This is a genomic window from Nitratireductor basaltis (assembly GCF_000733725.1).
GTDB classification, from domain to species: Bacteria; Pseudomonadota; Alphaproteobacteria; order Rhizobiales; family Rhizobiaceae; genus Chelativorans; species Chelativorans basaltis.
In genome coordinates, this window is the sequence record NZ_JMQM01000002.1 from 45388 (window position 1) to 59066 (window position 13679).

11 protein-coding genes are annotated in these 13679 nt (G+C 60.3%); 6 read left to right on the forward strand and 5 right to left on the reverse strand.

Features of this window, described 5'->3' with window-relative positions:
• Nucleotide 1: 1 nt before the first annotated feature.
• The gene (polA, locus tag EL18_RS12570) at nucleotides 2-2947 is read right to left on the reverse strand and encodes a DNA polymerase I (RefSeq protein ID WP_036486310.1); all 2946 of its coding nucleotides are present in this window, start codon (nucleotides 2945-2947) and stop codon (nucleotides 2-4) included.
• 657 nt (nucleotides 2948-3604) lie between these two features.
• On the opposite strand from polA, the gene EL18_RS12575 reads away from it, so the two are divergent.
• The 6 genes from EL18_RS12575 (at nucleotide 3605) to EL18_RS12600 (ending at nucleotide 10242) form a co-directional block, all read left to right on the forward strand.
• Entirely contained in the window at nucleotides 3605-4411 is an 807-nt protein-coding gene (locus EL18_RS12575; RefSeq protein ID WP_036484946.1) for a sugar phosphate isomerase/epimerase family protein, read from the forward strand.
• Nucleotides 4412-4794: 383 nt separating this feature from the next.
• Entirely contained in the window at nucleotides 4795-6420 is a 1626-nt protein-coding gene (locus EL18_RS12580) for an ABC transporter substrate-binding protein (protein ID WP_051914235.1), read from the forward strand.
• Between the two features lie 71 nt (nucleotides 6421-6491).
• Nucleotides 6492-7412, forward strand: coding sequence for an ABC transporter permease (locus EL18_RS12585; protein ID WP_036484965.1), 921 nt, complete (start codon nucleotides 6492-6494; stop codon nucleotides 7410-7412).
• A complete protein-coding gene (locus EL18_RS12590) occupies nucleotides 7405-8280 on the forward strand; it encodes an ABC transporter permease (protein ID WP_200875538.1) in 876 nt (291 codons plus the stop codon). The genes EL18_RS12585 and EL18_RS12590 overlap by 8 nt, the downstream gene beginning before the upstream one ends.
• Nucleotide 8281: 1 nt before the next feature.
• On the forward strand, nucleotides 8282-9274 hold the full coding sequence (locus EL18_RS12595) for an ABC transporter ATP-binding protein (RefSeq protein ID WP_036484971.1): 993 nt from the start codon (nucleotides 8282-8284) through the stop codon (nucleotides 9272-9274).
• Nucleotides 9271-10242: an ABC transporter ATP-binding protein gene (locus tag EL18_RS12600; protein ID WP_036484974.1), complete on the forward strand. Its 972-nt coding sequence runs from the start codon at nucleotides 9271-9273 to the stop codon at nucleotides 10240-10242. The genes EL18_RS12595 and EL18_RS12600 overlap by 4 nt, the downstream gene beginning before the upstream one ends.
• Nucleotides 10243-10388: 146 nt before the next feature.
• Here the strand turns inward: EL18_RS12600 and EL18_RS12605 are convergent, their stop codons facing one another.
• The 4 genes from EL18_RS12605 to EL18_RS12620 all read right to left on the reverse strand — a co-directional run bounded on the left by EL18_RS12605 (nucleotide 10389) and on the right by EL18_RS12620 (nucleotide 13678).
• The gene (locus EL18_RS12605) at nucleotides 10389-11597 is read right to left on the reverse strand and encodes an aspartate transaminase (protein ID WP_036484976.1); all 1209 of its coding nucleotides are present in this window, start codon (nucleotides 11595-11597) and stop codon (nucleotides 10389-10391) included.
• 78 nt (nucleotides 11598-11675) lie between these two features.
• The gene (locus EL18_RS12610) at nucleotides 11676-12452 is read right to left on the reverse strand and encodes an SDR family oxidoreductase (protein ID WP_036484979.1); all 777 of its coding nucleotides are present in this window, start codon (nucleotides 12450-12452) and stop codon (nucleotides 11676-11678) included.
• 60 nt (nucleotides 12453-12512) lie between these two features.
• The gene (locus EL18_RS12615; RefSeq protein ID WP_036484982.1) at nucleotides 12513-13286 is read right to left on the reverse strand and encodes a LamB/YcsF family protein; all 774 of its coding nucleotides are present in this window, start codon (nucleotides 13284-13286) and stop codon (nucleotides 12513-12515) included.
• Nucleotides 13283-13678 (reverse strand): acetyl-CoA carboxylase biotin carboxyl carrier protein, encoded by a 396-nt coding sequence (locus tag EL18_RS12620; protein WP_036484986.1) that lies wholly within the window; start codon nucleotides 13676-13678, stop codon nucleotides 13283-13285. The genes EL18_RS12615 and EL18_RS12620 overlap by 4 nt, the downstream gene beginning before the upstream one ends.
• Between the last annotated feature and the right edge of the window lies 1 nt (nucleotide 13679).

Below are 13679 nucleotides of genomic sequence, written 5' to 3' on the forward strand. Positions count from 1 at the left end.
ATCAATGCGCCTCGTCCCAATTGTCAGCCGCGCGCGCATCCACCTGTAGCGGAACCGAAAGGTTGCGCGCCGGAAAGGCTGCGCTTTCCATGGTCTCGCGGATCACGGGGATGGCCTTCTCCACCAGATCGACGGGCGCTTCGAAGATCAGTTCGTCGTGCACCTGGAGAAGCATCTTCACCTCACCCAGCCCCGCATCTGCCAATGCGCCTTCCATGCGTATCATAGCGCGGCGGATGATATCAGCCGCCGAGCCCTGGATGGGAGCGTTTATGGCGGCACGCTCGTTGAAGGCGCGCACGGACGGATTGGACGAGCGGATTTCAGGATAATGGGCACGGCGACCGAAGATCGTCTCCACATAGCCGTTTTGTCGGGCGAAGGCCTTCGTCTCTTCCATATAGTCCTTTATGCCGGGGAAACGCTCGAAATAGCGCTTGATATAGGCGCTGGCTTCCTCGCGCGGGATGGCAAGCTGGTTGGCAAGGCCAAAGGCGGAAATGCCGTAGATGATGCCGAAATTGATTGCCTTGGCGCGGCGGCGCACCTCGCCCGGCATGCCTTCAACCGGCACGCCGAACATTTCCGATGCGGTCATGGCGTGAATGTCCAGCCCATCGGCGAAAGCCTGGCGCAGCTGCGGGATTTCCGCCACATGTGCCAGCACGCGCAGTTCGATTTGGCTGTAGTCGGCCGAGATCAGTCTGCAGCCCTCCGGCGCCACGAAAGCGCGCCTGATCTTGCGGCCTTCCGTTGTTCGGATCGGGATGTTCTGCAGGTTCGGCTCCGACGAGGACAGTCGCCCTGTCGTGGTCGATGCCAGCGAATAGGATGTGTGAACGCGCCCCGTCTCCGGGTGAATGTAGCCGGGCAGGGCGTCCGTATAGGTCGATTTCAGCTTCGTGACCTGTCGCCAGTCCACGATGCGGCGCGGCAGGGCGTGACCGGCGGCTGCGAGCTCCTCGAGCACCTGGGCCGAAGTCGACCACTGTCCGGATTTGGTCTTGGCTCCACCCGGCAACCCCATCCTGCCGAAGAGGATTTCGCCAAGCTGCTTTGGCGAACCGATGGTGAAGCGGTCGCCGGCCAGCTCGTAGATTTCCTCTTCCATGCCGGCAGCCGTCTGCGCGAAGTCACCGGACATGCGCGAGAGGATCTGACGGTCCACCTGAATGCCGCGATGCTCCATGCGGCCCACCACCGAAATCATCGGACGTTCAAGGCGTTCATAGACGGTGGTCAGACCGTTGGCGACGAGGCGGGGCTTGAGTACATGCCACAGGCGCAGCGTGATATCGGCATCTTCCGCCGCATAGGCCGTGGCTTTCTCGATCTCAACCATGTCGAAAGTGATCTGGTTGCGGCCCGTCCCCGTCAGTTCCTTGTAAGGGATCGGCACATGGCCGAGCCAGCGCTCCGACAGCGAATCCATGCCGTGGCCACCGCCCGCATGCCCCGCTCCCGCCTCGAGCGCGTAGGAGATGAGCATGGTGTCGTCATAAGGCGCGACTTCGATGCCCTTGCGATAGAGCAACAGCCAATCGAATTTCAGGTTCTGCCCGATCTTGAGGACGGAAGCGTCCTCAAGAAGCGGCTTCAACAGCGTGAGTGCTTCCTCTTCCGCGATCTGATCCTCAATGAGGCCACCCCCCAAGAGATCGCCGGAACCGTCCTTGTGGGACAGGGGAACATAGGCTGCGCGACCGGGCGCAACAGCCAGCGAAACGCCACACAGGCCAGCCTGCATGGGGTCGAGCGATGTGGTCTCCGTGTCGAAAGCGACAATGCCTGCTTCACGCGCTTCGCCAATCCAATGCTCCAGCCGCTCGGTCGTGCGGATGCACTCATAGGCCGTGCGGTCTATTGCGGTGGTCGCCGCTTGATCTGCAAGGTTCTTTGCAAGCTGGTGCGGTGTCTCACCCCGAGGACCGGCTGGCGCGACCTCCCCTTCCGCCCCTGCTTCACCCGTACCAGATGATGGCACGGTAAGATCGGGACCATGGGCTGCAGCCCCTTCGGCGACCTCTACCGTTGCGGCTTCGATCTCGGCAGCATCAGCACCGGTTGCCTCTGCCACGCGGCGCGTGAGCGTGGTGAATTCCATCGCCTTGAGGAAACCGATGAGCTTGGGACCGTCCGGCGGGTTGAGCTGAAACGCGTCGATGCCCTCATCCACCGGCACATCGGTGCGCAGACGCACGAGCTCGCGCGAAAGGCGCGCATTGTCGGCATGAGCGATCAGGTTTTCGCGGCGCTTGTTCTGCTTTATCTCGGAGGCGCGGTCGAGCAGCGTGTCGAGATCGCCGTATTCTTCCAGCAATTGCGCGGCGGTCTTCGGGCCGATGCCCGGCACCCCGGGAACATTATCGATGGAATCGCCCGTGAGTGCCTGCAGGTCGATCATCTTCTCAGGCGGCACGCCCCATTTTTCGATCACCTCCGGCACGCGGATCTCGCGGTCCTTCATCGGGTCGTACATGGAGACGCATGGTCCGACGAGCTGCATCAGGTCCTTGTCGGAGGATATAATCGTGGCATCACCGCCCGCTTCCACGGCATGCCTTGCATAGGTGGCGATGAGATCGTCGGCCTCAAAGCCTTCCTTTTCGATACAGGGCAGATCGAAAGCGCGGGTGGCTTCGCGGATCAGGCCGAATTGGGGCACGAGGTCCTCCGGCGGCTCCGTGCGGTTGGCCTTGTATTCCGAGTAAAGCTCGTTGCGGAAGGTCTTGGACGAGTAATCGAAGATCACCGCAAAATGCGTGGGCGTGACACCGACATTCGTGTCGCGCGCATTCTGCAGGAGCTTCCAGAGCATGTTGCAGAAGCCCGAAACCGCGCCAACAGGCAAACCGTCGGATTTGCGCGTCAGCGGAGGCAGTGCGTGGTAAGCCCGGAAAATGTAGCCCGAACCGTCGACAAGGAAGAGATGATCGCCTTTTTTCATGGGATGAACGGGTAGCGCGAAGGCCACGCGCTGTCCATGCAAAAGCCACCTGCCGGGGTGTCACTCTTGCCAAACGCCCTGGGACTGGGAGCGCGAACAAAACGATAACGCGAACGTTACGAAGATGTAATTTCGCCGCCCTTGAATAGCCATGTTGAGCGCACGAAATAACAGTTGTCAGCAATATTATCGCTGACAGTCCGGTTCAGGCCTGTCCCCCGCCATTCCGGACATGCACACGGCAGCCTCACCCCCCTCTCCGGGCTGTCGTGAATGATAAAAGGCCGCCGTGGCTTCCCTCCGCCACGGCGGCACTTTTTTATCTCAAGCCCAGTTGCCGTGATGCGCGCCCGGTGCGTCAAAACGGACGAAGCTGTGGGCTCCGACGACAATTGCCGGCCTCCCTGTCCGTGCGCCAGCGCCATACAGGTTAGCTATGGCGACATGCCGGGATTGTATTTTCAAAACCTACAACGACCCACCATGATCCGGCAGGCAAGGTACGCATTCTGTTTGCGCCCCGCCGGACGTCCGCTCCGGCCCTCTCACAATCGGGATGCTCACCATCTCCAAATCTGTGCCGCTGCGCCTTGTGCGTGGTTTGAACCCTTGCCGCACAGCTGTCGCGGCACCTAAACCAGAAAGCCAATCCGCCTCATGAAACTTGCTGCAGTTACCAACGAAGTTGCTCCGCTGACCGGGGCGGGCACGCTCGATACAATACTGAGAACCGCTGTTGATCACGGCATAACCCTGTTTGAGGCCCGAACCGTTGAGTCCAAGCGTTTTCCACTGCTGACCGGGCACGCTTGGGAAGTATTGAAGGGCGCACAACGAAAATACGGCATAACCTATACTGCGGCCTCTGCCGGCAATTTCATCGGCATGGATGTATTCAGCGACATGGTGGCCCTGCATAAGGGTGGCTTGTGGCAGATGAGCATGGACATGGCTGAAAAGATGTCCACTGACACTCTGATTACCTTTGCCCCCCAACGCAGCGGGACAGCGGACAAGGCGGAATTCGAGCAGGTGGTCAATCTGCTGGGCGATGTCGTGGACAGCGCCGCCACGCGCGGCATCAAGGTACAACTGGAAAACCTACCCGGCACCTGGGCCGATACCAGCGATTCCTGCCTTGCCCTGTTGGCTGCCGTGAACAGGGACACGTTTGGCTATGTCTGGGACACCGGCAACCTCTACGAGGCTGAACAGGAAACCTTCGAGGCCGGCTTCGAAAAGCTCAAGCCTTACATCCGCAATGTGCATCTGAAAGACGGTCAGTTCATCGACGGAAAGATGACATGGCAGCACTACGGCACCGGCATGACGAACGTTAAGGGACAGATCGATGCGCTAAAGTCGATTGGATACACAGGCACGCTTGCCCTGGAGGCCGCACGGATACCGCATATCGAGGGCGATTTCGAGGCGTCGCTGGGGTATCTGCGCACCATTCTGTAACGCGCGTTGCGACCCGCATAAATGGCTGGCTGACAGGGCAAAGTGGCGGGGGAAACTCTGCCACTTTTTTGGAACTAGAGGGAGAGGCAGCAGTGATGGATGCGTTTGCGACCTCGCACCGCAGCCCGAATGCCAAGGTCAGTGGCTGCAAGGCTGTCGCGGCGTACAGGGTTCAGGCGGCAGCCCCTTGTCGCGTCGCCCCACTTCAGCTCATCAAGTTTCCGATCAAAGCGATAGCACGATGGACATTGCCATTGGCTATGCCATCAGTTGGCTTTGCTATTATACAAATCCATCCCACCCCCTGCACAGTGATCCCACAATAATTCGAACCCCGGCACCACCGGGGCCAAAGCAAAACGGCGACACGAGAGGGGACGCTTATGACCTATACTTTCAATACCTTCATCCGGCGTACCAGCAGGGCGGTCACGGTCGCATCGCTGGCCGGTACCATTCTTGGCAGCGCGATGACCGGCGCGGCGCAAGCACAAGAAACCGTTGTGGTGGCCGTCAGCCCACTTGGTGCCGATTCCAACCTTTACTGGACCACCACCGGTGCGTTCATACTGCCGTCACTGCAAACGCTCGTCGGACAGGACCCAGAAACGGGTAAGTACGACAACAGCCAACTGGCCGAAAGCTGGGAGCACAACGAAGATTTCACTTCCTGGACCTTCCGCCTGCATCCCGAAGCGCGGTTCAACGACGACTGGGGCCCGGTCACATCGGCAGACGTGGTGCACAGCTTCAATCTTCATATCGGCGACGATGCCAAGCTGAGCGGCATCAGCAATTTCCGAGAGATCGAGGTCACAGCGGTCGACGAACATACCGTGCGCTTCGACATGCCTTCGCCAGAGCCGAACTTCCTGTTCTCGCACGCCGGGCGCGGGTCGCTTGCGATCTACAGCAAGGCGCAATTCGATGCCGAGGGGATCGAAGGCTATGAAACCGCCCCTGCTGGGTCAGGGCCGTTCAAGTATGTAGGCCGCGAAACCGGCCAGTCGATCACCTTCAGCACCATTGCCGATCACTGGAGCGGTGTCGCGCCAGAGTTTGACGCTATCGAGTTTCGCTGGGTGAGCGAACCATCCACGCGTCTCGCGATGCTCTCGGCAGGAGAAGCCCATGCAGTGACCCTGCCGCGCGATCTGCAGGACGATGCGGTCGAGGCCGGCCAGACAGTGCTGGTGTCGAGTGAGGGCGCGATGCAAACCACGATGCTCTTTACCGGCCAGTTCCTGAACCCCGAAGCCGAAGAAAATCGTGATGCTCGCACCTACGCCTGGGCCGACAAGCGCATTCGCGAAGCGATGAACCGCGCGCTCGACCGCGACGCCATCCTCGAGGCGCTTTACGGAGAGGGGGTGCGCAAGCTGCCCGTCTACACCATGGACCCGCGCTTTCCGGGGTATTCCGAAGAACTCGAAGCCCGCTTCGAAGAGGCCTATGGTTACGATCCGGAGCGTGTAGCGGAACTGCTTGAAGAAGCCGGCTATCCCGACAATTTCGAGAACCCCAAGATCCCGCTGGTAGTAACGAGCCTTGCCGGCAACCCGGAATTCGCCCAGATGGCCGAACTGGTGCAGGCCTATTTCGATGTCGCCGGTATCCAGACCGAAATGCGCGAGCAGGACTGGGCCACGGGCAACACCGCGATCCGTGGATTCTCGGCAGACTTCGTTACGCCAATGCGCAACGCTCCGGTCCGGCCAAGTGCCCTTGGCGTGCAGATCTTCTTTACGTCCGAGGCAAGTCCGCACCTCGATGTGGGTGATCCCGAGCTGAACAGGCTGGGTGCCGCGCTGGTAGCTGAAACCGATCCGCAAAAGCGCGACGCGACGCTCGAACATATGTTTACCCGCATCTTCGACAGCTATGCACATCTGCCGATGGCCACCGTGCCAGCCTCGGTCGTGGTCAACAGCGATCTGGTCGAAGGCTGGACGTTTCCCGGGTCAACCTCATCAGGCCTCAGCCATTTTGAGCTGATTGACCTGAAGTAACGCTCGCAGGCACGTCGGCGCAGGGCCTTTCACCCGGGCCTCGCGCCGACGGCATTGCAAGGAACCTCACAATGCTGCGCTATCTTTCGCTGAGAGTTGCCTCCAGCCTCTTTGCGCTCCTCATCATCTCGATGATCGTCTTTTCCCTCTCACAGCTTTCGGGCAGCCCGGTGGATGCGCTTCTACCGGATGACGCCACACATGAGCAGATCGAGAACTTCGTCCGCGAATGGGGCCTGGATCAGCCGCTCTGGAAGCAGTACCTCACCTTTCTTGGCAATGCCGTGCAGGGAGATTTCGGGGTCTCACTGAAATGGCCCGGCGAGAATGCCATGGGCTTCGTGATGGACCGGATGTCCGCAACGCTGAAGCTGGGGGGCCTGTCGATCCTGATCACGGTTCTGGTGGCCATGCCCCTCGGCATTGCCTCAGCGGTTTACAAGGGCTCCATGATCGACAAGACCACGCAGGGCTTTGCACTGCTGGGGCAATCCATGCCGAACTTCTGGCTTGGTATTGTCCTGATCTGGGTCTTTTCGGTCTGGCTCGGTTGGCTTCCGACCTCGGGGATGGGCAGCATCGCCCACCTGGTCCTGCCTGCCGTCGCCATCGCCTGGTTCCAGATCTCGGCGTTGGCACGGCTGACCCGGTCCTCGATGCTCGAGGTTCTCGACGCGGAATATATCAAGCTAGCGCGCGTGAAAGGAGCATCGGAATGGGCAGTCGTGTTCAAACACGCGCTGCGAAACGCGGCGGTGGTGCCGCTGACCTATTTCGGCATTCTGGCAGCCTCGATCCTGACTGGATCCGTGGTAATTGAATCGGTCTATTCCTATCCCGGTATGGGTTGGGTCGCGATTGAGGCGATCCGCGGGCGCGACTTCCCCGTCGTGCAGGCCGTCATCATCGCATACGCCGTGATTTACATGCTCTCTAACCTTTTCGTTGACCTGCTTTACGTCGTCGTCAACCCGAGGATCCGTCATGGTTGAGCTATCATCCCCCACGATTACCGGTCCAAACCTTTGGCGGAGGCTGCGCGATCTGCCCTTGCTGGCCATGGTCGTCTTGCTGACCGTGTTCATCATCCCGGCCTTCTTCGCGGACTGGATCGCCCTGCATGATCCCTATACGCCAAACCTGAAGGCGCGCTTGCAACCGCCGGTCGGTTTCGGCGGCACCTGGGAATTCCCGATGGGAACAGACCGACTTGGCCGCGATATCTTTAGCCGGATCGTGCACGGCGCGTGGTACGTCCTTGCGGTTTCGATGATCGGGATTGCAGTAGGTGTCGTCGTCGGCACGACACTCGGCCTGATCGCCGGGTATGTGCGCGGCTGGTTCGACGGGCTGGTGATGCGTCTGGTCGACATTTCGCTGGCGCTGCCTGCCATGCTTCTGGCCCTTGCCCTTGCTGCTGCGATCGGCGCAAGTTTCCTGTCCGTCGTGATCGTCGTTGGCTTTGCGCTCTGGGCCTATTTCGCTCGACAGGTGCGGGCCGAGGTGCTGTTGCTGCGCAATGCAGATTTCGTGGCACGGTCCATGGTGGCGGGGTCGTCACACACCCGCATACTGTTCCGGCACATCCTGCCAAACGTTACCAACACCATCGTGGTGCTCGCCACGTTGCAAGTGGGTATCGCAATCATGCTGGACGCTTCGCTCAGCTTTCTCGGGATCGGCATTCCACGGCCCACGCCAACCTGGGGGCTGCTGGTCTCCGATGGTCGGGATTTCATCGCAACCGACTGGTGGATCGCCTTCTTTCCCGGCCTCGCAATCATGCTGACCGTGCTCTCGGTGAACATGATCGGCGACTGGCTCCGCGACATGCTCGACCCGAGACTAAGGCAGGTTTGAAATGAACACCTCTGATACGGGCGCCCTGCTGGAAGTCAGGAACCTTAAAGTCGAAGTAACGACCAGGGCGGGCAGCTTCTTTCCCGTCAATGACCACAGCTTTTCCGTACGGGCCGGTGAAACCCTGGGAATCGTGGGTGAATCCGGATCTGGCAAGTCAATGACGGCGATGTCGCTGATGCGACTGCTTCCCAAGCACGCCGCAAAGATCCGGGGCGGCAGCGTCAAGCTGGATGGGCGCGAGCTCCTGACGCTCAGCGAACAGGAGATGCGGCAGGTGCGCGGCGCGGATATCTCAATGATCCTGCAAGATCCGCAAACCTCGCTGAACCCCGCGTTTACCGTTGGCAGCCAGATCGGTGAGGCACTGAAACTACACAGCCCCGGTCCCCGCAAGACGCTGCGCGACCGCATCATCGGTGCACTTCGCCGGGTCAAGGTCGCAGCGCCCGAACACCGGATCGACAACTATCCCGGCGAAATGAGCGGCGGGATGCGTCAGCGCGTGGTCGGGGCAATAGCTATTTCCTGCCGCCCCAAGGTCATCATCGCGGATGAACCCACAACCTCTCTGGATGTGACGGTCCAGGCGCAATATCTGCGGCTTCTCAAGCAGCTGCAGGAAGAAACGGGCATGGCGATCCTGTTCATCACCCATGATTTCGGCATCGTCGCCAATTTGTGCCATCGGGTGATCGTGATGTATTCCGGCCGGATCGTCGAGTCCGGACCGGTGGCCAAGATCTTTGCAAATCCGGCCCATCCCTATACCGAGGCGCTAATCGCAGCGGTGCCAAGCCTGCACGGCCACGAAGGGCGATTGACCACAATTCCCGGGCAACCCCCGGCCCCGACCGACAAGATCACCGGCTGCCCCTTCGCGCCACGATGCGCCTATGCGGATGACCGTTGTCGCGCCGAAGCGCCACCAACCGTTGCCGCCGATTCCTCCGGTGACCACACAACCAGCTGCTGGAGAGCCGTGGACGAATGATAGATACACCCATTCTAGAAGCCCGCGCTGTGTCGAAACACTATTCTGTGCGCGCCGGCATGTTCACCAACAAGAGCCTGACCGTGCGGGCAGTCGAACGCCTGAACTTCCACATCTCCAAAGGCGAGACGCTTGCGCTGGTTGGTGAATCGGGCTGTGGAAAGACCACGACGACGCGGCTTCTGCTGCGGCTTCAAGACCCGACCACAGGAACCATCCGGTTCCACGGCGAAGACATTCACAGCCTTTCGGGTGCCGGACTGCGCAACTACCGGTCCCGTGTGCAAGCGGTATTCCAGGACCCTTGGTCCTCGATCAATCCGCGCGTGCGCATCCGCGATTTCGTCGCAGAGCCGCTGGTGGTCAACGAGAATCTGACGACCGGTGAAATCGACCGTCGTGTGCACGAGGCGCTTGAAGCAGTGGGAATGGGGCCTGCCCATGCGCACAAGTTCCCGCATGAATTCTCCGGTGGGCAACGACAGCGGATCGCCATTGCCAGCGCGATGGTCTCGCGCCCCGAGCTTGTGGTGCTGGACGAACCTGTTTCGGGGCTGGATGTGTCGATCCGATCGCAGATCATCAACCTGTTGAAAGACATGCAAGCCGAGTACGGTGTCAGCTTTCTGCTCGTGGCGCATGATCTGGCGACGACGCGTTACCTGGCGGACCGGGTCGCGGTAATGTACTTGGGTTCCATTGTTGAGATGGGCGCGACAGACGACGTGTTCGACAGGCCGAAGAATCCTTATACAGAGGCGCTCTTGTCAGCTGCGCTGCCAAGCACGCCTGGTGTCAAACGAGATGAGATCATTCTGGGCGGCGAAGTGCCGTCACCGCTTTCACCTCCCGCGGGCTGCACCTTCCATCCGCGTTGTCACCGCAAGATCGGCGAGATCTGCCAGACGGTCGCCCCTGCACTACGTGATCGCCCTGAAGGCGGCTGCGTCGGCTGTCATCTGTACTGAAACAACGATCACGGTGAACCACGGGCGGACCCAACGGGCCCGCCTTTTCCGTGCCTCATCCAGTGAATGCACCCGACAAAAAAGGCGTCGGAACTGGAATTCGCTCCCGACGCCTTCAGCCTAGTTGGACCTGGTTCGCAACCAGATCAGGTCAGTTCGGCCACGGCTTCTGCAATCTTGGCGCAGGCCGCTTCGATTATGTCCATCGATGTGGCAGTGGAGATCCGGAAATACGGCTCAAGCCCGTATGCCCCGCCATGCACCGAAGCAACGCCAGCCTGCTCCAGAAGATACAGCACGAAGTCGAGATCGTTTTCGATCCGTTTCCCCTGCGGCGTGGTCTTGCCGATAACGCCCGCACAGCTGGGATAGAGGTAGAACGCGCCATCCGGCAGGGTGCAGCTGAGGCCCGGAATGTCATTGATCAGAGCATGGGCGCGGTCGCGGCGCTCTTTGTAGACCTTGACAGTCTTGTCCACGGCACCCTGCGGTCCCGTGAGCGCGGCAGCGGCGGCGGCCTGACTGACCGACGACGGGCATGATGACATCTGAGATTGCAGCTTGTTTATCGCGTCGATCAGAAACTTCGGCCCGACCGCATAACCGATCCGCCAACCGGTCATCGCGTAGGATTTCGACACACCGTTGACGACCAGCGCTTGCTCGGCCAGTTCGGGAGCCACACCAAGGATACTTTCTGCCTTAAAATCCGCAAACCATATGCGGTCATAGATTTCGTCACACATCACCAGCACATGTGGGTGACGTTTCACAACCGCAGCCAGCGCACGCAGTTCTTCGCCGCTATAGGCCGCGCCTGTGGGGTTGGATGGAGAATTCAGAATCACCCAGCGCGTCTTGGGCGTGATCGCTGCCTCAAGCGCCTCCGGCGTCAATTTGAATCCGACGTCTTCGCCGCATTCCACGATGACGGGCGTGCCGCCATTTGCGACAACCATATCGGGATAGGATACCCAGTAGGGTGCCGGCACGATGACTTCGGTGCCCTCTTCCACCGTCGCCATCATAGAAACGAAGAGGATCTGCTTGGCACCGCCACCAACGCAGATCTGGTCCAGTTCGCACTTGATCCCAAGACGCGTTGCGAAGTCATGCTGGATACCTTCGCGCAGGGCTTCAGTCCCGTTGACGGCAGTGTATTTTGTATCTCCGCCCTCGATGGCCTGAATGCCTGCCCGTTTGATGTCTTCGGGGGTATCGAAATCCGGTTCTCCCACGGTCAGGTTCAGGATCTCGCGGCCCTGGGCCTTAAGGTCGCGTACCTTCTGGGCGGCGGCCACGCTGGGCGAAACGCGGATCGACGTTACGCGATTGGCTAATTTCTGACTTGTCACGGTCTTGTCTCCTGAGACGTCGCTATTCTATCGCGGCCCTGCCGGCGGAGCAGTCAGGGCCGAAAGGCAGGACAGGGCCTATTTGTTTCCGGTCAGAATCACTTCGTCCCCGACACGCTTTCCCGTGCGCAGACCACCGGGAACCTGAAGGATCGGAAGCAGCTCGATCATGCCGATGTTCACGTATTTCGGCGTACCGATGGCATATTCGACGGCATCGGCAATGTCGGACACCTGCGGCATCTCAAAGCCTTCAAAGTACTTCGCCTTGGCCTCTTCGGGGCTGATCTTTTCGACATGGGCGAAGATGTCGGTTTCGACCCGTCCGGGGCTGATTTCAGTCACACGCACGCGACGGCCGAAGGCATCGACCCGCAGCTGGCGGGATACGGTGTGCATTGCAGCCTTGGTGGCGTGGTAGGCAATATGCCCCCCGAACTCGTAATGCGCGGCCATTGATGTGATGTTCAGAATATGTCCGTTGTCCCGCTCCATCATGCCGGGCAGCAACAGCCGCGCCAGATGCAGACAGGCCCGTAGATTAACGTCTATCTGTTCGTCGATGTCGAAAGCCTCGGACTGCAGCAAGCTGCCGGGGCGCGACACACCGGCACAGTTGACCAGAACGTCTATCTCGAGCGGCGCAAGTGCGGCCGTGACCGCATCAAGATCGGTCACATCGATCGCATGCGGGACTATGTTATCGTGTTCGGCGGCCAGAGCTTCCAGCTTTTCCGCACTGCGCGCGAAGGCATGGACAGTCAGTCCCTTTTGGGCAAGGCGTTGGGCGATACCCCGCCCCATACCGCCAGATGCACCAGTCACGAGTGCCGTTTTGTAGTCAGAGAAAGGCATGATTGGTTCCTGTCCTTTTGCGTGGGATCAACCCGACCGAATTGGCGGGCCTGTCGTTCTCTATTTCGTGTCGAGTTGCGCGGTCAGCGGTATGATTTCTCCGCCGGATTCGATGATCTCCTGGCGTAGGCGTTGTGCGAGGGCCACAGCGCCGGGCGTGTCCGAATGCACGAGAACCGATTGTACGGGCATCGCAATTTCTTCACCGGTGACGCAGGTCAGCTTCTGATCGCGCAGCACGCCCAAAACTCGCGCCACGACTTCACCTTCGTCCTTGATCACCGCGCCGGGTTCGCCGCGCGGTGCCAGTTGGCCGTTCGGCATGTATCCGCGGTCTGCAAGGAACAGCCGCACGACCTTGCCGCCCCGCGCGATCGCCGCGACTTCCAACGCACTGCTTGGCAAAACAAGGAAGGCAATGTCGGGATCGAAACTCATGGTGGCATTCACCACGGCCTCCGCAATCGCCGGGTCGGTGCTTGCCAGATTTCCGAGCGCGCCATGCGGGTTCATATGGGTGATGCGGTGCCCCGCCCGTCTGGTAAACGCCTCAAGCGCTCCGATCTGATACAGCACGTGCGCTTCCAGCTCGACCAGAGGGATATCCATCTTGCGACGGCCAAATCCCATGCGGTCGGGGAAGCTGACATGCGCGCCTAGATCGACACCGTGGTCGAGGGCCAGCCCAACTGTGCGGTCCATGATCACCGGGTCACCCGCGTGATAGCCGCATGCGACGTTGGCCGAGCTGATCTGCGCCATCAGCGCCTCGTCATCAGCCAGCGTATAGGGACCGAAGCCTTCGCCCATATCGGAATTTATGTCGATCTTCATGTGTCGGGCTCCAGAAGAAACAGCGGGTCGCCGAAACCGACTACCTGGTCGTTTTGCGGACATTCACCCACCACCACGCCGCACTTCGGGGCAGAAACCTGCACCCGTGCGCCATCCAGCCCCACATAGCCCAGCACCTGCCCGGCAATGACCCGGTCCCCTGGAGACACCACCGTCAGCCCATCATCGCCGCCGCAGGCGACAAAACGGCCCAATGCGGGGCTGTTGACGATCGCAGGCGGAGCGGTTTCGACAGGTGCGGTAGCCTCAGGGTGCGCGGACAACGCCAGACCAAGTGTCAGGACATCCGCGCCACATTCGATTTCAAGGCGCGTCGTTCCGGTTCGGCGCATCGCTTGGATCAGGCGCGATTTCTCTGGGTCGCTGAACATG

Bases quoted from the DNA above. Each gene is read 5' to 3' on its own strand.
- polA (WP_036486310.1), bottom strand. From the start codon at position 2,947: ATGAAAAAAGGCGATCATCTCTTCCTTGTCGACGGTTCGGGCTACATT.
- EL18_RS12615 (WP_036484982.1), bottom strand. From the start codon at position 13,286: ATGAAGATCGACATAAATTCCGATATGGGCGAAGGCTTCGGTCCCTAT.
- EL18_RS12620 (WP_036484986.1), bottom strand. From the start codon at position 13,678: ATGTTCAGCGACCCAGAGAAATCGCGCCTGATCCAAGCGATGCGCCGA.
- EL18_RS12580 (WP_051914235.1), top strand. From the start codon at position 4,795: ATGACCTATACTTTCAATACCTTCATCCGGCGTACCAGCAGGGCGGTC.
- EL18_RS12585 (WP_036484965.1), top strand. From the start codon at position 6,492: ATGCTGCGCTATCTTTCGCTGAGAGTTGCCTCCAGCCTCTTTGCGCTC.
- EL18_RS12595 (WP_036484971.1), top strand. From the start codon at position 8,282: ATGAACACCTCTGATACGGGCGCCCTGCTGGAAGTCAGGAACCTTAAA.
- EL18_RS12590 (WP_200875538.1), top strand. From the start codon at position 7,405: ATGGTTGAGCTATCATCCCCCACGATTACCGGTCCAAACCTTTGGCGG.
- EL18_RS12575 (WP_036484946.1), top strand. From the start codon at position 3,605: ATGAAACTTGCTGCAGTTACCAACGAAGTTGCTCCGCTGACCGGGGCG.
- EL18_RS12610 (WP_036484979.1), bottom strand. From the start codon at position 12,452: ATGCCTTTCTCTGACTACAAAACGGCACTCGTGACTGGTGCATCTGGC.
- EL18_RS12600 (WP_036484974.1), top strand. From the start codon at position 9,271: ATGATAGATACACCCATTCTAGAAGCCCGCGCTGTGTCGAAACACTAT.